The following is a 19,156-nucleotide window of genomic DNA, read 5'->3' on the forward strand; positions in this document are numbered from 1 at the left end:
CGTCAGTCGAAGCCGTAGTACCCCCGCGCTTTCTGATGCTCCGGCCAAATCTCGCAGAAGCCGCCGGTCAACTGACTCCGCAGGCAGGCATTCGTATCGCACGGGCAGATCTGCACTTGCGCAGCCTGCCCACTGAGTACTTTATTGGCCCAATCCGGGTCGGCAAACAGTGGACGCGCCAGGCCGATCGCGGCCAGATCGGTGGTGGCAAGGATGGACTCCGCCGTATGAGGACACCCTAAGCCTCCGTTCGCAATCACTGGAATCTCGACGCCACGCTTGATGTCGATGGCGTGCTGGAGCTGGAATAAAGGCCGCTTGTTGATCCCGACCTGGGGCCCATTGCGTAGCGTCTCAAAGGTGCCGACGACGGGCATTAGGAAATCGCAGCCATTGTCTTGAAGCAGCTTGCCCACTTGCACCGCATGGGCGAGCGTAAAGCCGCCCTCAATTAGCTCATCGGCCATCAGATGGGCGCCCAGGAGTGCGCCTTGCCCGATGGCCTTTCGCACGGCGCGCGTTACCTCCACAGCAAAACGACATCGATTCTCGTGGCTACCGCCATACCGGTCGTTGCGGGTATTCATGCGGGGCGACAGGAACTGCGAAATGAGCAACCCGCCGGCGGCGTGAAGCTCGACACCATCGAAGCCAGCATCGATGGCCAGCCGGGCTGTTCTAGCGAAGCAGGCGACGACCTCCTGGATCTCGTCTTCAGTTATCTCTTGCGGCGTGACGGTCTTGCCGGGCAGAGGGAAAGGAATTGCTGAGGGTGCGACTCGCCGAGCCATCTCGTACTGGTCCCATGGCCCACCGTACCGGCCCGCATGCACGATCTGCATGACCGCCAGTGCGCCATGCGCTTTGATACCGCTCGCCAACGCGCGCGCGCCCGGCAGCCCTTCTTCGTCCCACAGCCCTGGTTGCCTGGGCATCTGCCTGCCAGTGGGACTGACGGCGACGTTTTCTGTAATGACCATGCCAACGCCACCCGCAGCCCGCCGAGCGTAATGTTGCACCATGGCATCGGTGATCGTGCCAGCATCGTCTGCATAACACACCGACATGGGCGCATGCACAATGCGATTGCGCAGCGTCTTGCGGCCGATAGTCAGCGGACTCGACAGTAAATCGTACATAGCGTGGGTCCTTCAGTGGATCGGTGTGCGCAGGCGACCCAAATGCGTGATTTCCACATCCACACGGTCCCCCGGTTGCAAGAATTCACGGCGCGCGTTGCCCACGCCTGCTGGCGTTCCGGTCAGCACGACATCACCTGGGTACAGCGTGCGGTGCTGCGACAGATGCGAAATCTGCTCGGCGACCGAATAAATCATGCGGGCCGTCGACGAGTCCTGTTTCAGCACGCCATTGACCCATAAACGAATATCGAGTGCCTGTGGATCCCCAACGACATGAGCCGGTGTGATCCACGGGCCAAGCGGGCATGATCCCTCGAACGCCTTGTGTGCCAACCAATCGAAACGAAATGGCGAGTCTTGGGAAGGTTGCGGACGGCGGCTCAGATCGCGCGCCGACAAATCATTGGCGTTCGCATAGCCTGCCACGTAAGACAACGCGTGCTCGACAGAGACGTTTCGCGCAGGCGCACCGATGATCGCGGCCAACTCGGCTTCCCAATCTAGGTTGTCGCAGCCCACGGGGCGAGCAACGGGTTGGTCGGTGCCTGCCACACACGCACGGCCTGGCTTGAGAAAATGCCAGGGCGCAAAGCCGGTTTCCCGGAAATCTGGTTGCGGCGCGCGGTTATGGGCCCTTTCCATTTCTTCGACATGGCACCGATAATTGACGCCCGCGCAGTAGATCGTGCCTGGTGTGAAAGGTGCAAGCAGCAGGACGTCGTCGAGAAGGAACGACGTGACCGACGGGTCTTCGCCAAGTGCCAGCGCTGCCGCAATCATCTCCTCGCTCCGCGGCCAGTCGACAAGGAGGTCGTCAATGGAGGACAGGCCTTCGACGAGACCAAGCAAGGTGTCCAGCGGGACAACCCTGCCGTCAAGATATAGGCCAGGTCTTGCTAATCCATCTGCCGTGGTGAACGTCAGCAAGCGGTAATCAAATTTGGTCATGGTCGTCATGTCACTCGGGTTGGATGTTGGCGTCTTGAATAACCTTGGTCCACGCGGCAACATCGCGTTTGACGACCGCAGCCATGTCGGCGGGCGAATTGCCGACCGGCTCGGCCTGCAATTTGCGGATCCGCTGCTGGACGTCTGGATCGTGGATCGCTGCCACTAGCGCGGTATTAAGACGCTGCACGATTTTGTCGGGCGTGCCCGGCGGTGCGGCAACGCTCATCCAGGTATTGGAAACATAGCCTGGCAGCGTTTCGGCCACAGCGGGCACTTTGGGCAGGTTGCGATTGCGTTCGGCGCTGCCGACCGCTAGCAGCTTGACCTTGCCTGTTTGAACGAACGGGCCCGCGGTAATCATGTTGTCGAACATGATGTCGACCGTGCCCGCAATCAGGTCCGTGATCGCTGGGGCCGTCCCGCGATAGGGCACGTGCGTTACTTGCGCTTTGGCGAGCGACTTGAACAGTTCGGCGCTCAGGTGTTGGTTGGTGCCCGTACCTGCGCTTGCGTACGTTAGCGGCTTGTCGCGGGTACGTATAAGCGCCAGCAACTCCGCCACGTTGTTGGCTGGCAATTCGCGTGTGGCAAGCAGCACACTCGGATAGGTCGCGATGATGCTGACGCCTACGAACTTCATCGGGTCGAACGCCACTTTTGACAGCAGCTGGGTGAAGTAGAAGTTCACCGGAACCACCAGCAGCGTATAGCCGTCGGGCACCGCCCGCGCCACGTAGTCGGCACCGATGTTTCCGCCCGCGCCAGAGCGATTTTCGACGATGACAGGGACGCCTAGATGGGCGGACATTTTCTCCGACACAATGCGGGGCAACATGTCGGCCGTACCGCCAGCCGGGAATGGCACGATCATCCGGACGGGCCGGGTCGGAAAATCCTGAGCCATGACGGCAGGACTCATTGCGGCGAAGGCAATTGCCGTCGCCAAAGCGCTTAAGACGAATTTCACTAAAGTCTCCTGGAGTTCGGTTCTAAGGACCGATCTAGTTGAACGGGCCAAGTAGAACCTCGCCCTTGTAGACATCGCTTTCGGGTTCGACTGCATCTGGCCAGACATCGGGGGGGCCGATTGGTGCTTGGTCAGGTCGTACCTGCCCGTCCCAGCCAACCTGGTCCATACGGTAAAAAAGCTGGATAGCATGGCCATCGGGATCGATGGCGAGTGCCTGGTAATCCATGCCAGGGAACAGAGCCGAAGGAAGCGTTTTGATCTGAACGCCGTTCGAGCGCAAGAACTGCAACGCCGCCTTTAGTTGGGTATACGTAGCTACCTGCAAGCCAAAAGACAGCAGCGTTGTGTCCTGCCGAAGGTCAAGTTGCGCACGCAGTGCGATTGGATACACGCCGAGGGAATGATGTTCTGTATTGGCCCGGAAGAAGACGCAGCGGTGTCCTAGGTAGTTCACTTCTTGCGTGACGTCGAGGCCGAGGTCATCGCGATAGAAGGCAATAGCCTTATCGATGTCCTCGACGAAAAGCCGGATCGGGCCTACCTTCACAACCTTGAAGGGCCGCCCGAGCAGCACACCATCGACGTCAAATGTCTCAGGAGCGGGATCCGTACCGCGATTGCCCGAGTCGAGCGAAGTTCCGTTGGCGATCGCTTCGTTGACTTCTGCGTATTCAGACCGGAAAGGCAAAGTTGGGGGTCGTTCGTGGCGCAGCTGGTGAACTTGCAGCGGCTTGGATCGGCCCGACCACCCTATCTGCTCAATACCGTAATACAGCTCGTTGACATGACCATCAGGGTCAGGAGGGTAAAAGTGCCAATTCGAGCCAGGCACATCGCGACCGGCGCGCAGAACCTTTCTATCTGTGTTTTTAAACCAATCGTGGCCGTTGACGATCTCCGCCAAGCTCCCGACTTGCCATGTGATCTGATTGGTCGTGTTCTCTGGACAAGTGCGATAGTGTGGGTTAAGCCGGTCGACCACGGTGCGAGGAAAAAGCACCAAAGAGTGATGGTCTGTACCGTGGCGCAGGAAATAACCTGACGTAGAGCCGTAACTCGCACGTTCATCTACTGGGATGCGCGCGCCAAAGTCTATGGGGTCCGACATGCGAAAACCAAGCAGACGTGTGTAGAAGTCCAGCGATCTATCGGAGTTGTCGACGTTTATGCCAAAGTGGCCGAGGCGTCGGATCACGAAAGGTCGGGGCAGAAGCACCCCTCCCACGTTAAAGCGTTCGGCCATCATGGTCTCCTTATTCTCTAAGGAAATCGTAGCACCTTTTCTGCATAAAAATTGTTTTTGTGCAGAAAAAAGCTAAATGCGAATCAGCGCCCGGCCTACGTGGCGAATTTGCGGGTGCAGTGATCCGAGCGATCCCGATCAGAGTTTTCCGGGACGCCGCTCGGATATGAGCTGCATGCAGTGCCTTGCTCGTGGGGGCAGCAGTGAGGAACGCAGCCCTCCTCGGTCGACCACATGTGCCCACCTCTCGGAGGGCTTAACACCAAAAAACTGCGATGGGGTCAAGTGAGAATGTCTTAAGGGCTGAGGGTTAGGTGCGTTCATCCACGGTTGTCGTCGCGCTAGCAATGCGCAAACCTTCCTAAAGACGTCTGCGTCACGTCTGGACGTTTGGACGCTTGATGTTTCTATCTCCGCATCGGAGCGAGAAGCTCAGATAAGAAATCAAGCAGTGCGCGAGTCTTGGCAGGCAATAGCTGCGACACCGTCACTGCGTACACCGGCAAGCTTGCGGCGCTCCAGTTGGATAGCACGGGGACCAAACTGCCGGCTTCCACATCTGGATCAGCGAAAGCATCCGCCATGACAGCTACGCCGACTCCCGCTACGGCGAGGTTGCGGATAAAGCCGACGTTGTTGACCGCCGTTCGTCCTTGGACATCGACGTTTACGGAGCGGCGAGAGGCCCGCAACGTCCATTGCCGTTCGATTTGGTCTGAACCTCGCTCACTCCGAAGCACACACTGATGAGTTGTTAGCTCGGCGGGCGCGCGTGGGGTGCCGTGTCGAGCTAGATAGTCGGGGGAGGCATACAGGCGCCTTGGCAGCTCTCCAAGACGCCGAATAACGAGCGATGAGTCAGGAAGCTCTCCCATTCGCACAGTCACGTCATATCGCTCAGCAAGCGGGTCCATCCATTTTGGGGTGAAGTGCAAGTCCATCGTGACATTGGGGTAGCGATCAAGAAACTCCCGCACTTTTTCTGCGGTGAACCTGACTGTGAAATCGGGCGGAGCAGCGACTCGCAGGTGGCCTCTCGCGCTCGCCGGTGCGGTTTGTGCCAATTGTGTAGCCATGACGATCTCATGCATCCCCCGGCTACATTGCTCGAAATAGTGCCTTCCCTCTTCTGTAAGTACCAACGTCCGCGTTGTGCGGTTGATCAATTTGACACCGAGCTCCTTCTCAAGGGCGGTAACACTCCTAGACGTTGAAGACTTCTGCATCTCCAGGACGTCAGCGGCGGCAGTGAAGCTGCCCAGCTTCGCCACTTCAAGAAACACGCGCACGTGGTGAATCAGTTGAGGTTTCATGTCGGATCATTGTTCCACAGGGGCAACAATGTTATCCGTATCGAGCGTTTTTCGATTCACAGTTTTTGCATATCATGGTTGCGGCGTAACGGCCCCGAGTCGACTCCACACAGCTGACGTTGCATGGCGGTGCGGCGTTTAGATTGGTTTTTGGAGCTAATAAAATGATAACGAGACGAAAGATTTTAGGTTTGGCGCCACTTATGGTTGCCCCACTTATCGCGCGTGCAAGTAGTTATCCGAGCATGCCGATCAACTTAGTGACCCCACTTGCGACGGGAGACGCTGCTGATCGAGCAGCACGATTAATGGGCATGGAACTATCAAAAGGGCTTGGCATTCCCGTCACGATCACTAACCGCCCGGGTGCAGGTGGGTCCTTAGGCACCCAATCCGTCATACGCGCAGCGAATGACGGATACACGTTGCTCTACGCGCAGAACAGCGCGCTGACCATAAGACGAGTGATTGATCCGCAAAATGCGAATTACGATCCACTGACGGACTTGCTGCCTCTAGCGTTGACTACAAGAAGTCCATCGGTATTGGTCGTGCATAAGGATGCTCCGTTCAAGACTATCGAGGAGATGGTCAGTCACGCAAAGCAGAGCCTTAACGGCCTCCGCGTTGGAAACGCTGGGCCTGGGTCGGTTGGAGAGATAAGCGTGCTGTTGATGAAGGAAGCAACTGGCGCTTCATTCGAATCGATCAACTACAAGGGCGCGGCACCCGCGGTCACGGACCTTCTCGGCAGGCACATTGATGCCGTAATTCTTGCTCTGGGTGCGGTCAGTTCGTTCATTGAAGAGGGAACCCTCCGCGCGTTAACAATTTCGTCGCCATTGCATGCTTTCCGTAACGTGCCGACGTTAAGGCAGTTGGGGTACAAGGCAGACCTGTTGGGCGTTTGGTTTGGATTCTTCATGCCGGTAGGTGTTCCAAAAAACATCGTTGAGAGCTTCCTGCCTGCCTTGGAAAGCGCTGCCCGAAATCCAAGTGTCGCGGCACAACTGCTTCCAGCAGGAATAGTGCAGGAGTGGGGGTCAGGCCAAGCACTGTCCGAGGAGATTTCCAAAGAGTACCGAGCCATTAGCAACTTGCTAGGACCGGCTTCAAAAAAGACCGTCAAATGAGGGAGTTGTGATGTCCGAGCGTATCCATGTAGCTATCGTCGGCGGCGGTATTGGCGGGCTTGCCGCCGCAGCAGCGCTAATCCATCGAGGGATTAGCGTAGCCGTCTATGAACAATCCACCGCGTTGCGGGAGGTCGGCGCAGGCGTTTTTATATATCCCAACAGCCTTCGCCAACTGGAACGAATGGGCTTGGGTGATGGCCTTGCAGCCGTTGGCGCTGAGGTTGGAACAGGTTCGGAGTACTACCGAATGGATGGGTCTATCGTCGGTAAGATTCTGACCACCGATTCCAGCAATTGGAACGGGATGTATGGAATGCATAGGGCGGACCTGTTGGCGGCTTTCGTAGGAAGCCTTCCTTCAGGCACGATCCACACAGGTCACAGGTGCGTTGGATTGAGCCAAGACGCCGCTGGCGCGCACTTGACCTTCGAAAATGGCAATGTGGCCAGCGCAGATGTCGTGATAGCGGCCGACGGAATCAACTCGGTCCTGCAAAAGTACGTGGTTGAGCCATCAGCCCCCGAATACGCCGGTTGTCGTGCTTACAGAGGTTTGATTTCGGCAGCCATGATCCCTGAGTGGCGACCGGAGGCGCACCAGGTTTGGATGGGCGATGGCAAGCATTTCATGGTCTTTCCTGTTCGCCGTGGCGAACTGTTGAATTATGTCGGCTTCGTTCCTACAACTAATGCGACAGCTGAGTCTTGGTCAGCAATAGGTGACCGTGACGAACTCGCGGCATCGTACGCCGGCTGGGATTCCCGCGTCACTAACCTGCTGAGCAAAGTCGAAACGTGCTTCTGGTGGGGTCTTTACGATCGCAAACCACTCGATAAGTGGGTGAGCGGACGCCTAGCACTGCTCGGCGATGCTGCGCACCCGATGCTCCCGCATTTGGGCCAGGGTGCTAATCAGGCAATCGAAGACGGAACAGCACTCGCCGTGCTCCTTGACGACTGCGAGAACAAACGTTCGATAGGAGCTGCGTTGGAGTCATACGAATCGCTGCGGCGACCGCGCACTTCCATGGTGCAGGCCGAAGCACGAAAAAATGGGCTGCGCTATGACTCCAAATACACTGATCTCGGGCAGCGCGACAAAGAAATTTCGAGCTCCTCAGCTTTTCGTAAATCGCTCTATGACTACGATATTGAAAAGGAAGCACTGGCGCTAATACGCGCAAGAGGCCTTGTTTCGAGCGAACGAGCTTGAGGCGGCTTGGTCGGAGCAGAAAGATTGTCTTAGCACAATCATCGCGTGCGTTTAGGGGTACGCTCGGAAATGGCTCAAGATATTGATCTCAATCCTTTGCGGACCCTCGAAGCGCTTCTAACGGAACGTAACGTCACGGTCGTCAGCAGAACGTCCAAATATACGGAACAGATCGACATCGGGATCTAGGACATAAGTCGCGCCGATGTGGAAGGCAACAGCGTGACCAGGATGCCCTGCGTCACGTCGGGGCTGATGCCGTCGCGCTGGGGCAAGCAGGGTGCTGAAGAACCGGGCGGAGACTTGAAAGCCCTGTTCACGCTTGAAAGCGGGTTCGGCTCCGAATCGCCAATCCTAAGCCAGCGCCCACGTCTCTTCAATCGCCAGGCATGGTCGCCCTTACGTCGCATTTGGTCGTCAATACAATGCCACCCTGGCCGTGCTAGGCAATGCCGGTGTGATGGACCCAGCGGCCAAGAGACTGGGGGCGCTCGACCGCTATCTGTCGAACACCCGTTCGGATAACGCGATCCACTATCGCGGCACCTATGAGGCGACAGCTGGAGAGCGGCATCAACCGGCAAATCCCATCCGGGACAACGGTTAAAAAGTCGCGTCAAAGTCCGGATGTAGGAGTGCAATCTTTACCTTCGAGGCATTGCAGATTGCAAGCTTGGCAGAGGGAGCGTGCATGTCCGTTCGGCGGGCGCTTACGACTAAGTGTAGTTGGAGTCAGACGGCATCTGCAGCGGCCGGCGTTCGATCGCCACTCGCTCGCGCCTGCGCCGCTTGCGCACGGCAAGCCCGCCTCGTGATGCAGGCGATGAACGCGCTTGTGGTTGAACCGCGAAGCCCTTGCGTTCGACCAAAATGTGCAAACGCCCTTAGCCGAAACGCCGGCGCTCGCCGGCCAGCTCTACCAGAAGTTGTTGCAACCCGTCGCCCTTGCGGTGCGAGGCGTAGTGCAACACGCTGAGCGACAGTCCCGGCAGACGGCAGGTGCGACGTTCGAAGAGTTGAGTCGTGGCCCGCACGGCCACCACCGCGTTGCGCCGTGCCTGCGGGCTCAGAATTTTCCCCTCGCAACGACCTCCAGGCTTGCGATGTCCAGCATCGATTTAACCAAAATTTTCTCGAACCTGGCGTCTTCCGCCTCCAGCGCCTTCAGGCGCTTTGCATCCGGCATGTCCATGCCGCCGAACTTCCGGTGCCACAGGTAACGATGCATCGCTGAAGCCGTGTGTTCGGCACAGCTCCTCAGTCGGGGTACCGGCTGAGGCCTGCTTCAGGAAGCGGATGATCTGCTCGTCGGTAAGTCGCTTCTTGATGTCCGTCCTCAGTCTTAGGAATGGACCCTACTTAGGTTGCCTTGGTCCTGAAAATCGGGGGCAGTTCATCCCCAACTTCTCCGCTGAAATTCCGTGCTGATCAGGAATTTCCTTTCAGTAAGTATTCGGAAAGACCAGTGATTGCATAGTGTCGTCATGTCACAACTACAGACGAGGGCTAGTATGTTTCGAGAGGAACAGCTTCTTCAAACAGCTGCCGAATGGCCTGCGTTCCACAGCATAAAAACGGCTCCCGGCCCCGAATTGGCCGTCATCGTTCCAGTGTTCAACGAGCGGGACAATGTGCAGGAAATAGTCCGGAGGCTAAAGGCCACTCTCGTGGACTATTCCTGGGAAGTCATATTCGTCGATGACGATTCGCCCGACGGAACCGCTGACCTTGTGCGTCAACTCGGGAATCTTGACCAGCGTGTGCGCTGCGTGCAGCGCATCGGTAGACGAGGGCTCTCTTCGGCATGTGTCGAGGGCATGCTTGCGAGCACGGCGAAGTATTTCGCCGTCATGGATGGCGACCTTCAACATGACGAGAACCTGCTTCCGGAAATGTTGGATAACTTGCTGTGCACGGACATCGATGTGGTGATTGGAAGCCGCTATGGCGCCGATGGAGACATTGGGGACTGGGATGAGAGACGCGCTCGAATGAGCCGCGTTGCGACTTGGATTACTCGGACGGCATTGAACACGAAGCTCAGCGACCCCATGAGCGGGTTCTTCATGATTAGGCGGGAAGCCTTTCTGGAGCGAGCGCGGTCAATGTCTGGAATCGGCTTCAAGATCCTTCTCGACTTGTTCGCCTCGGGGCCGCAGCCGCTACGGTACATGGAACTCTCCTATGAGTTCCGCAGCAGGAGCTTGGGTGAAAGCAAGATGGATAGCCGAGCCGTATGGGATTTTCTCATGCTTGTGCTCGACAAAAGACTCGGCGGGATCATACCCGTTCGCTTTCTCAACTTCGCCCTGGTGGGCGTGCTCGGCGTGGGCGTCCATCTGGGCATAATGTTCATGCTGTTCGAGGTTGGAAAGAGCCCGTTTATCTGGTCCCAGTCAGTTGCGATGCTGGTGGCCATGACGAGCAACTTTGCGTTGAACAACATCCTGACGTACCGCGACATGCGCCTGCGCGGTTGGCACTGGGTGCGTGGCTGGGGATCGTTCGTGCTCGCCTGCAGCATCGGCGGGCTTGCGAATGTCGGCATCGCATCGTACCTGTTCGATGCCAGCACCACCTGGATCGCCGCGACTCTTGCAGGTACAGTTGCGGGCGCCTTATGGAACTACGCCCTTACGTCGACTTACACTTGGCGGAGGAAGGCCCAATGAAGCAGCCACATTGTGGCGAAAGCCGCGTGGCCGAAAATGCCGACTCTCTTACGTCGGGCAGTAATTCCTTCTTCGGCGTGTCTTCTGAAAAAAAGCTCGGCACAAGGATGCCGACACGTACATGGCACTCGATGGGGCGGGTTTCTCTTGCCGTCACTCTCGATCTCGCAAGTACACTTTTTGTCATCGAGTTGGGGGCAAGTCATGGGACCGCCCATCTTGTTGGAGCCTTTATCGGCTATGTATTACTCGCTATCCGAAGCCTGTGGGCTGCTCATGGTTCAGAACGTTTGTGGCCATCGCTGTTGACGATTGCTATTTTCGCTCTGCTGATTCGCGGCGGCATCGTCAGCACTGCCATTGGGATGGGTATCCCGGGAGGGTTTGCAGATCTTAGTGGCGTTGCTGTTGGGTGGGCCTTTATTGCTGCAAGCCGGCGATTCATGGAGAAGTCGAGAACTGATTCAGCCTCGACATCGACAACGTTCATGTCGCGTTCCGCATTAGCGATCCTGGCGGTTGCCGTGCTGCTTCGTGTCGTTTACATCTCTACGTTTCCGTTGCTGGCACAGGAAACGTACTACTGGAACTACGCAGAACACCTCGACATCGGATACTTCGATCATCCACCGCTTGTCGCGTGGCTTATCGCAATGGGGCAGTTTTTCTTGGGGCAGACGGAAGCGGGTATCAGGCTGGGATCTTTTGCTTGCGGGCTGATCACGATTGCATTCATCTATCGGTTCGCGTTGCGCTTGGTGGGCAAGGCCTCTGCTGTGATGGCCGCCGCCCTTGTGGCGGCGCTGCCCGTCTTCTTCGTTGCAGGAGTATTGGCGACGCCGGACGCCTCCTTGATCGCCGCGTGGTCCGCAGCACTTTATTTCTCCCACGGGGCGTTGGTCATGGGCAATCGCGCCGCCTGGTTGGGCGTTGGCGCGGCGATAGGCATCGGTCTCCTTTCAAAATACACCATGGCCTTGCTGGCGCTTGGGCTGTTCGCTTTTGTGCTCTTGGACCGGCGCTCATGGCGCTGGTTCTTTCGTTGGGAACCCTATGCCAGTGTCGCGCTGGCGATTGCCGTCTTTATGCCGGTGATTGTTTGGAATTATCAGCATGATTGGGCGTCATTCCTCTTTCAGACGGGGGACAGATACAACGAGCCATCGTTCGGCCTGCATATTTTGTTGATGAACATGCTGCTAGTCGCCACGCCGATTCCGCTTTTGGCGGTGCCGTTGCTGTTCCTGAATCGATGGCTGCATCAATCTCGACCCATTGACGAGTCGGAACATGTCAAAAGCCAGAACAGGCTGTTCATTGCCTGCATGGTTCTCGTACCGATGCTGGTCTTTGTTTTGAATGCCTTGAGACATGAACCTCGCCTGAACTGGACGGCGCCCATCTGGCTCGCCATGCTTCCGGTTGCCGGATGGGCCATTCTTCATGCGGACAGTTTGAGAGGGAAAACCTGGGGAGCTGACTTTATCTGGCGCAAGATGAGGCCTTTGTTGTTGATTTTGTTCATGCTCAATGCCGCAGCGTTCTACTACGCCGTTCTAGGTTTCCCGGGACTACCATATCCTCAGTCGCTGGCGCGCTCCAATGGTTGGGATACGGCAACGCGACATATCCAGGACGTGAACGATGGATTGATTCAAACGAAGGGCCAGGCTCCAGTCATTGTTGGGATGGACAAATACTACATCGCCTCAAAAATTTCCTACTATGCAGCCAAGCTTCGTCCGGACAAACTTCGGACCCCCATGCAGGTGACAGCACGTGGTGTAGTCTTCGGCGGAAATGGGTTGATGTTTGCGTATTGGGCCAATTCCGATCAGTTCTCCGGACGGACTTTCATTATGGTGGCACGTAAAAAAGAGGAGCTGCAATCCAGTACGCTGGCAGATTATTTCAGTGAAGTCGAGCCAGACATTCATCGAATCCCATTAATCCGGGACGGGCCCGGGGCAAACAAAAAATTCATCGCCAATTACTACTATCGCGTAGGTTATGATTACCGGCCGGGTGGAGAAACACCCTAAATAGATGGGACGAGTTTGTGGTGGCGCGGGGTACACCAGCATTCGACGTCTTCACGGTCTGCGGCAGCGCACCTAGTAAGCCTGCCCGCTGTGGTCGGGCAGGATTTAGTGTTGCTTATGCCGCCAATCGACGCTTCCTTATATTTAGAAGCGTTCGGTCCTGCGTGGCCAACTGCCCGGTGCTACTACCCTCGTCGCCGAACTGGCTCAGGCCTTCAGTGTGTAGGGTGGGCGCGCTAAGCATGGTACGCGGTACGACGCAGGACCCATTGACGAATCTGGTCGATATTCAACGCTCTCACGTAGGCAAGGTTGAGCGAGGCGAGCACATGCCTGCGCTGACGGTCATTTTCAAGACCGCCAGCGCGCCTTTGGACCTGATAAAGTAACAGGGCGTGGACTCCACCCCGTCAGGGTCGTCTTCCGGGGCATTTACTTGGCCTGCAGCTTTCTGCGGCTCCGTGTACTGTACGGCGTCGCTGGCAATGCCGGCCTTCTTTGCCAGCAGCTTAAACGAGTGAACTGCCTGGAGAAGGTCGTTCTGCCTACCCTGCACGACCTTGCGCAGACGGACCGGCAGCGCGGTACTTGGCCACTCATACCTGCGCCGAATCTGCGTTACCAGCGATAAGCAAGCGCGGAGATAACATACGCACGATGCTGCGGGTTTTCCGGCAAGCAGCGTACGCCGGTCGTGTTCGAGCCGGGCGGGGACGGCCCCGCCACTGGTTTGCAGCAAGTAGCGGTTGACGGGATTAAGAAGGATAGCCGCTCAAACCCGCAAGCATTTCATCGGCATCGACTGCGCGAGTTTTCGGCTTCTGCTCCCTCATTCTTTGCATCTTGTATCCCGACGGCGCTACGGGCGGGGATGTGCAGCCCCTCGCTCTAGTGGCTAAATAGCGGGCAGCACGTACGTTGCCTATCATTTACGCGTAGGTCACAGCGGCAGCCCGAGCCAACACGTTCTACAACACTAACTCGGGCTTCAGCATCAAACTTGGCTTTCGCGGATCGGGGCACCCTGTCGGGCTCTCGGCGAGACGCGGCACTGCTGCGTGGACCGCTAGATCCTGAGGCGCCAAAGCGCAACACGACGATGCCCTCATACCAGAGATGCAGCGCGTTCAGCGTCCTGTTGCTTATCTTCCATCAAGTCTTACAAGTTAGCCTGAGCAGCAGCCCTGGAGTTGCGCTGTGTGCGGACAACGCCCACCCATGTGCCAGCGCGATTTCCTGGCATATTGCCAAGCCAAGACCTGCGCCATGATCGCGGCGATGGGCGCCACGCCAGAAGCGTGAGAACAGTTGCGGCAGTTGTTCCGGCTTCGCACCAGGCCCCCAGTCGCGCACCGTCACGACGGTAGGGCCCACATCCACCTGCACTTCCGTGTCTTGCGGGGCATGCTGGATGGCGTTCTCCAGCAGGTTCTTCAACAAAGTGAACAACGCCCCCCGGTCAGCCTGCCATCGCGCCCCAAAGGCCTCGCCAACAAGGGTTACACGCACATCTGCAGTCACCGCCATGCGCTGCAGATAGGTAATGACCTCCTCGACCGCTTCTTGCACATCGACTTGTGCGAAATTGTAGTTCTGCACCTCGCTAGCCTCCGCCAGCAGTAAGAGCTGCTGCACTTGACGCGTCATATGCTCGACATCGCCGAGCAACGAGACCCGGTCATCGCTATCTTCTCCCAGCTCCACCTGTGCACGGATCAATGCCAGCGGTGTCTTCAACTCATGCGCTGCCGTGGCGAGGAATTCCTGCTGGAGGCGGTATCCGCGCTCCAATCGGTTGAGTGCATGATTGAAGCTGTCCACCAGAGGGGCAATCTCTCGCGGTACCGCAGCGGTTCGCAACCGAGCGTGGAGCACGCGCGGTGAGATCGAAGCTGCGGACTCCGACAATTCTCGCAATGGCCTGAGCGTGTATCCCAGGGTGACATATGCACAAACCCCGAAGACGAAGAGGAGCACCAAGCTGAACAGAGCAACCCCAGCTCCCATGAACGGCAAAGTGAACTCCTGATACATGAAATTCATCAACCGTGTGCTGGTTGCGAACTGGAGATACCAGGTTCTTCCGTGGTGCTCGATAGGCTCGATGAAACTGTGCATCTGTATTCCAGAGCGCTCGAAGGACAGTGTGTTCCGTCCAGGCCGCCAAGCCTCGCTAGGAGGCCAGAACTCCTCCCCGGCAGCAGAAACTAAAACCAAACGCCCGGACTCGTCCAGGACGCGGTAGGCCGTTTCCTGATTCAGGCTCTGATATATCCACTGGTCGCTATCGTGGTCGGCGCCTAGGCCAATTGGGATTCCCTTGTTGTCAAATCGGACAGCGTCAGCCAGATCTCGTGTGTGTTGAGCTAGATCCTTTTTGAGCAAGAAATCCCTGTGGAAGGTCGTAAGCAGGAAAGCGCCCAGCACCACGAGCAGGATGCTCAGTATCACCCCTACAATGTAGGCGAACAGCACTTTTAGGCTAAGGCTATTGAGCCATGCCGGCTTCACGAAGGACATAGCCGATACCTCTCACATTAGTGATTTGCTGGCGTGAGCCAATAGCAAGCAACTTGCGGCGAATACGATGAAGGGCGACATCAAGCGCGCTCGGAGTGACTGCTTCGCCCAAGCCCCACCCAACCGCTTCCAGCGTGCTGCGGCGTACGACTTCCCCATGCTTGCGCAGGAGCTGCAACATGATATGCATCTCCGCCGAGGCTAGCGTCACGCTCTCGTCCCCGCAGCACAGGATGCCCGCATCGGGTCGTAGAGTCAGATCACCCTGAACGGGGTAGAGAGGACGGCACTCCACCGGGCGGCGCAGCAACGCCCGCACACGCGCGACCAGTTCACCCATGTCGAACGGTTTGGGGAGATAGTCATCGGCGCCCGCTTCTAGACCTTCCACGCGGTCATGCAACGCATCTCGCGCTGTCAAGACTAGGCAGGGCAAGCCGATCCCGGCGCGGCGCAAATGCTGTAGCAAGACAAGCCCGTCACCGTCCGGCAGTCCGCGATCGATTACCAACGCTTGATAAGGCACTCTCTGGATCGCGGTCCGAGCCGCATCAATGCAATCAGTCACATCGACGGCGATTCCGGCCGCCGCTAGTCCTTTGCAAACCAGTTGGGCAAGTCGCTCATGGTCCTCGACTAAAAGAATTCGACTCATCGCAGACCAAGAAGACAATTGAAAACCGCACAAGTCCGGCTTGAGCTATCAAATAAAAGCCGCAATTGATTTACCGACATCCCTTCCTTCATGAGAGCTTGGGTGTAACTTACCTAGGAGGCCGCATCGGTCATCTGCCAAACCGAGATAATGCCGCCTCAGAAGTCCGATTGTCTGAGTATTCCTTACTCAACACTTACCGGACTGAACACTTACATGTGCAGTGGGTAGTCCGTGACTGGCGAGGATTAGATGCTAAGCGCGTAGTGGATGGACTCGCTTCAGTAGTGTTCAAGCTACTTTTCTAGGCCGACTGCGACTGCGTGATATTGCAGATCGTAGTATTTTTTGGCTTCGGACAGGTACTTTCTTGGCTCGGCATACTCGCTACGCAGTGCCAGGACCTTCTCTATTCCCTCGATGTCGAGTTGTGCGCGAGGATCAAGTCCATTCTCCGAATTTAACAGGACTTCATATGCCTGTGCGGCCATCGGTATCGTCATGCTCGGCATATTCTTCCTCAGGATTGCAACTGCCTGCGTCTCATTAGTAGGATTACGTAGCCAAGCGGTAGCGTCCATGTATGCGCGGATATAGCCGGCCAACGCGGCCTCATTCTGTTTTGCCCAGTCTCGCCGCGCGGCGCCGACAGAAGCCTGATAATGACCGAGTACATCTTCGGTGTTGGCCAAGACGTTAAATCCCTTTTGCTGAGCTGCCGCATGCAATGGCGAGATAAGAAGCGTTCCAGCCTGCTTCTTTTCCGTCAGCGCCTCGTAGCGCTCTCGCAGTCCACCGACGCTGACAAACTCTACATCGGAGGTTTTCAGACCGCCTTCCTCCAGTACTTTACGCAGCACAAATGCGTAGCCGGTCGTCATAGCATCAACCGAAAGTTGTTTGCCTTTGAGGTCAGTGACGCTTTTGATCTCCGGTAAGGTCACCAGCCGCAGGAACCCCTGGTTGCTAGCTCCCATAAAGGCGAAAATATCCGGGGTTGCCTGGGTGGGCGCTTCGCCCTGCCCCTCCATGTAGGCGACGACATTGTCGATACCCGTCATAGCGATGTCGAATTTGCCGTCAATCAAGCCGGTCAGCTGAAACTTCGAATCAGCGGTTGGGATCAGTGAAACAGCTACTCCGTTGCGGTCGAAGTAGCCGTGCTCCTGCGCTACCCAGATGGGCCAATCATGGGGTGATGGAAACGAGATGACTGATAGGGGTGTCATTTTCTTAGGGTGTACGGTTGAAATGCTTTCGGTCGCACCAGAAACCAGCGGGCAGCCCTTCGCCTGGCGCTCCTCTAAGAGTTGGGCTTCTCTATTTTCTGCCTCATTTTTCACATAGGCCGCATTGAAATAGCGAACACCGATGGCGATGGGGATGATAACTTTCCAGGAGCTACGCTTTGCCTGATCAGCATGCTGCTGTGTTGCTTGCGCTTGATCCAACTGACCGGCAATTGACTGACAATCCAGCGACGAGAACCGGGATTCCGGGATTTCACTCTTTGGAATACTCGCGCAACCAGTGATCGTTAGAGCAAGCGAAAATGACAACAGCAGTTTGGACACTTTCGACATAATTTTTCCATTTTAGGAGTTGATTCACAGGCCAAGCGGCGTTTGGCATTGCTGTGGGCAACGAGTGTTTTCGCGCATCAAGGATGGGCAGGCCCGGAATAGCGGCGTGCGCGTTATTCTGAATCTAGTAGGCATGGCCCCTGTAGCATCGAACTCGGCCCGCTCCCATTCCTTGCGGGCCATGCAGCAAGCTGTTCGAGGCGCGCTAGGCGGTGGCGTGGTACCTCCCCATTACCACGGAGTGCAGCAGTGATGGAAATTTATCGCGGCAGCGATACTAGTAGCTATTCCGCGCGGAATGCGGTGATGTTGGTCGGGCAGGTGGGATAGGTGTAATGTCTCCGCCCGCTGAGGAACGTCACTGTATGGCAAGGTGTCTTTCCCGATCCTTACGGATGGCGCTTACTTTTCCGGCCACCGTCTTCGTGCCTCCACAGAAAGCGCTATGTGCGAATCCTCCAGAGTTCAGACCCACATCTGAATCGCGTCGGCTTTCCTAGACTCTTGCAAGTGCTGGTGGACTTCGCATACTCGCCCGCCATCTAGTCTGAAGACAAGCCAGCGTACTGCCACAGGTATGCAGATCTCCGTAATAACGTCTGTGGGCACCCGCAGCGCGGAGCGCATACCGTCAGAGAGAATAAGCAGCGCGTGCACTACAAACGTGTCGGAACGTCGCAACGGGACGAGGACAATGCGCATCAGCACGGCTAGGGTTCTCTGATCTTTGGAACATGTTGAGACGTCCCTCCGGATGCAGGGATTGCTACAGAAGCAAGAACCGGCGCGCCTATGTCGCATGGCGGGAAAGCGACATCTGTCTTCCACTTGGTACCTGCAGGCAAAACCGATGCCATCGGCATCGGCCGAGTTCTAGTCGGCGGAATCGTTTGCTCGCTGTTTCGATACATCGCTGTAGCGCGCAAATAGCTGCGGTGACTTCTATCAAGGTGGATAGACAACGGCCATGCATCACGGTGGTTCCAAATCAGACTCAATATCTGAGTCCCGTGCGCTGCTCGAAGGGCAATTCCACGACCGGTCATCCCGTCGTCGTCGGTAAGCTGACCGCGGCTGCTTCGGTCCAGCCGCGCGGGCGGGTTTCCGTGCCCATCTCAATGCCCGGAGCTAGACCGCCGTCTTGGACTTCCTTTCTCGGGCTGAGCCGGCGAGAGACCCGATGATCGCGCCTGCAGCTTGGTGGGTGACCTGCCTGTACAAAGCCTATCGCGCCACTCCACTTGCCGCGCTTTCGCTGTCGTGTCGCGGAGCGTGAAATCCCGAGACCAACAAAGCAGTCATCTGGCGAATGCAGGCCTTTGGCCTGACGGTGCTTTTCGCGATACCGAAGACCAACGGCCGCCTGGTCATCCGCTGCGGCCCGTTCATCGCATACATCAGCGGGCCAACAAACATGTTATAGCGCCACAGCAGATCGTCCGAGGGAAGCCCTCGCAGGCACATCTGCAGCGCAAGCACAAACCGCCTGCGCACCGGGTAGTAGTCGGCCTTGAGGAAGTCCTTCTCGCCGGGAATGGAGTACACACGGGCGAGGAATTGAGTCAGAACGAGCGATGAATGCTCGCCGGGTTCGTTGTCGGCCGGCGCTCGACGCAATTCCCCGGATCACTGGTCCCGGATCACCCCTGCAGCAGTTGCTCCTGCGGACCGGCAATGGCGGTATCCAGCAGTCGCAACCGCTCCTCATTGAGGGGC

At 57.1% G+C, this 19,156-nt stretch carries 13 protein-coding genes and 1 pseudogene; 4 read left to right on the forward strand and 10 right to left on the reverse strand.

Translation table 11 applies throughout. The features are described 5' to 3' along the window. Positions 1–2: 2 nt before the first annotated feature. From IE116_RS13785 to IE116_RS13805, 5 genes are all read right to left on the reverse strand, one after another. Complete coding sequence (locus tag IE116_RS13785) at positions 3–1,139, reverse strand: oxidoreductase (protein WP_189613284.1); 1,137 nt, start codon at positions 1,137–1,139, stop codon at positions 3–5. Positions 1,140–1,151: 12 nt separating this feature from the next. Next, the gene (locus IE116_RS13790) at positions 1,152–2,099 is read right to left on the reverse strand and encodes a fumarylacetoacetate hydrolase family protein (protein WP_229828162.1); all 948 of its coding nucleotides are present in this window, start codon (positions 2,097–2,099) and stop codon (positions 1,152–1,154) included. Position 2,100: 1 nt separating this feature from the next. Further along, complete coding sequence (locus tag IE116_RS13795) at positions 2,101–3,060, reverse strand: Bug family tripartite tricarboxylate transporter substrate binding protein (protein WP_189613286.1); 960 nt, start codon at positions 3,058–3,060, stop codon at positions 2,101–2,103. Positions 3,061–3,094: 34 nt separating this feature from the next. Continuing rightward, entirely contained in the window at positions 3,095–4,309 is a 1,215-nt protein-coding gene (locus tag IE116_RS13800; protein ID WP_189613288.1) for a VOC family protein, read from the reverse strand. Positions 4,310–4,713: 404 nt separating this feature from the next. After that, positions 4,714–5,619, reverse strand: coding sequence for a LysR family transcriptional regulator (locus IE116_RS13805; protein WP_189613291.1), 906 nt, complete (start codon positions 5,617–5,619; stop codon positions 4,714–4,716). Positions 5,620–5,822: 203 nt separating this feature from the next. On the opposite strand from IE116_RS13805, the gene IE116_RS13810 reads away from it, so the two are divergent. Both IE116_RS13810 and IE116_RS13815 read left to right on the forward strand, forming a co-directional pair. Beyond that, entirely contained in the window at positions 5,823–6,752 is a 930-nt protein-coding gene (locus IE116_RS13810; protein ID WP_189613292.1) for a tripartite tricarboxylate transporter substrate binding protein, read from the forward strand. A 10-nt stretch (positions 6,753–6,762) separates the two neighbouring features. Beyond that, positions 6,763–7,968: an FAD-dependent monooxygenase gene (locus tag IE116_RS13815; RefSeq protein WP_189613294.1), complete on the forward strand. Its 1,206-nt coding sequence runs from the start codon at positions 6,763–6,765 to the stop codon at positions 7,966–7,968. Between the two features lie 719 nt (positions 7,969–8,687). On the opposite strand, the pseudogene IE116_RS25920 reads toward IE116_RS13815, so the two are convergent. Next, positions 8,688–9,296, reverse strand: a pseudogene (locus tag IE116_RS25920) (transposase); the annotation flags it as partial. A gap of 183 nt (positions 9,297–9,479) precedes the next feature. Here IE116_RS25920 and IE116_RS13825 point away from each other — a divergent pair. Both IE116_RS13825 and IE116_RS13830 read left to right on the forward strand, forming a co-directional pair. Next, on the forward strand, positions 9,480–10,640 hold the full coding sequence (locus IE116_RS13825) for a glycosyltransferase (RefSeq protein WP_189613295.1): 1,161 nt from the start codon (positions 9,480–9,482) through the stop codon (positions 10,638–10,640). Then, the gene (locus IE116_RS13830) at positions 10,637–12,682 is read left to right on the forward strand and encodes an ArnT family glycosyltransferase (protein ID WP_189613297.1); all 2,046 of its coding nucleotides are present in this window, start codon (positions 10,637–10,639) and stop codon (positions 12,680–12,682) included. The genes IE116_RS13825 and IE116_RS13830 overlap by 4 nt, the downstream gene beginning before the upstream one ends. A gap of 1,152 nt (positions 12,683–13,834) precedes the next feature. Here IE116_RS13830 and IE116_RS13835 read toward each other — a convergent pair. The 4 genes from IE116_RS13835 to IE116_RS13850 form a co-directional block, all read right to left on the reverse strand. After that, positions 13,835–15,202 (reverse strand): ATP-binding protein, encoded by a 1,368-nt coding sequence (locus IE116_RS13835; RefSeq protein ID WP_189613299.1) that lies wholly within the window; start codon positions 15,200–15,202, stop codon positions 13,835–13,837. Then, positions 15,171–15,857, reverse strand: a complete 687-nt coding sequence (locus tag IE116_RS13840) for a response regulator transcription factor (RefSeq protein ID WP_189613302.1) — start codon at positions 15,855–15,857, stop codon at positions 15,171–15,173. The genes IE116_RS13835 and IE116_RS13840 overlap by 32 nt, the downstream gene beginning before the upstream one ends. Positions 15,858–16,153: 296 nt before the next feature. Further along, the gene (locus tag IE116_RS13845; protein WP_229828163.1) at positions 16,154–17,440 is read right to left on the reverse strand and encodes an ABC transporter substrate-binding protein; all 1,287 of its coding nucleotides are present in this window, start codon (positions 17,438–17,440) and stop codon (positions 16,154–16,156) included. 1,224 nt (positions 17,441–18,664) lie between these two features. After that, positions 18,665–19,057 carry a hypothetical protein gene (locus IE116_RS13850; RefSeq protein WP_189613304.1) on the reverse strand — a complete coding sequence of 131 codons (393 nt, stop codon included), beginning with the start codon at positions 19,055–19,057 and terminating at the stop codon, positions 18,665–18,667. Positions 19,058–19,156 lie beyond the last annotated feature (99 nt).

The organism is Pigmentiphaga litoralis (assembly GCF_014651835.1).
Taxonomy (GTDB): domain Bacteria; phylum Pseudomonadota; class Gammaproteobacteria; order Burkholderiales; family Burkholderiaceae_B; genus Pigmentiphaga; species Pigmentiphaga litoralis.

Excerpts from the sequence above, each read along its gene's own strand:
- IE116_RS13785 (WP_189613284.1), bottom strand. The coding sequence starts at position 1,139 with ATGTACGATTTACTGTCGAGTCCGCTGACTATCGGCCGCAAGACGCTG.
- IE116_RS13790 (WP_229828162.1), bottom strand. The coding sequence starts at position 2,099 with ATGACGACCATGACCAAATTTGATTACCGCTTGCTGACGTTCACCACG.
- IE116_RS13800 (WP_189613288.1), bottom strand. The coding sequence starts at position 4,309 with ATGATGGCCGAACGCTTTAACGTGGGAGGGGTGCTTCTGCCCCGACCT.
- IE116_RS13805 (WP_189613291.1), bottom strand. The coding sequence starts at position 5,619 with ATGAAACCTCAACTGATTCACCACGTGCGCGTGTTTCTTGAAGTGGCG.
- IE116_RS13810 (WP_189613292.1), top strand. The coding sequence starts at position 5,823 with ATGGTTGCCCCACTTATCGCGCGTGCAAGTAGTTATCCGAGCATGCCG.
- IE116_RS13815 (WP_189613294.1), top strand. The coding sequence starts at position 6,763 with ATGTCCGAGCGTATCCATGTAGCTATCGTCGGCGGCGGTATTGGCGGG.
- IE116_RS13825 (WP_189613295.1), top strand. The coding sequence starts at position 9,480 with ATGTTTCGAGAGGAACAGCTTCTTCAAACAGCTGCCGAATGGCCTGCG.
- IE116_RS13830 (WP_189613297.1), top strand. The coding sequence starts at position 10,637 with ATGAAGCAGCCACATTGTGGCGAAAGCCGCGTGGCCGAAAATGCCGAC.
- IE116_RS13835 (WP_189613299.1), bottom strand. The coding sequence starts at position 15,202 with ATGTCCTTCGTGAAGCCGGCATGGCTCAATAGCCTTAGCCTAAAAGTG.
- IE116_RS13840 (WP_189613302.1), bottom strand. The coding sequence starts at position 15,857 with ATGAGTCGAATTCTTTTAGTCGAGGACCATGAGCGACTTGCCCAACTG.
- IE116_RS13845 (WP_229828163.1), bottom strand. The coding sequence starts at position 17,440 with ATGTCGAAAGTGTCCAAACTGCTGTTGTCATTTTCGCTTGCTCTAACG.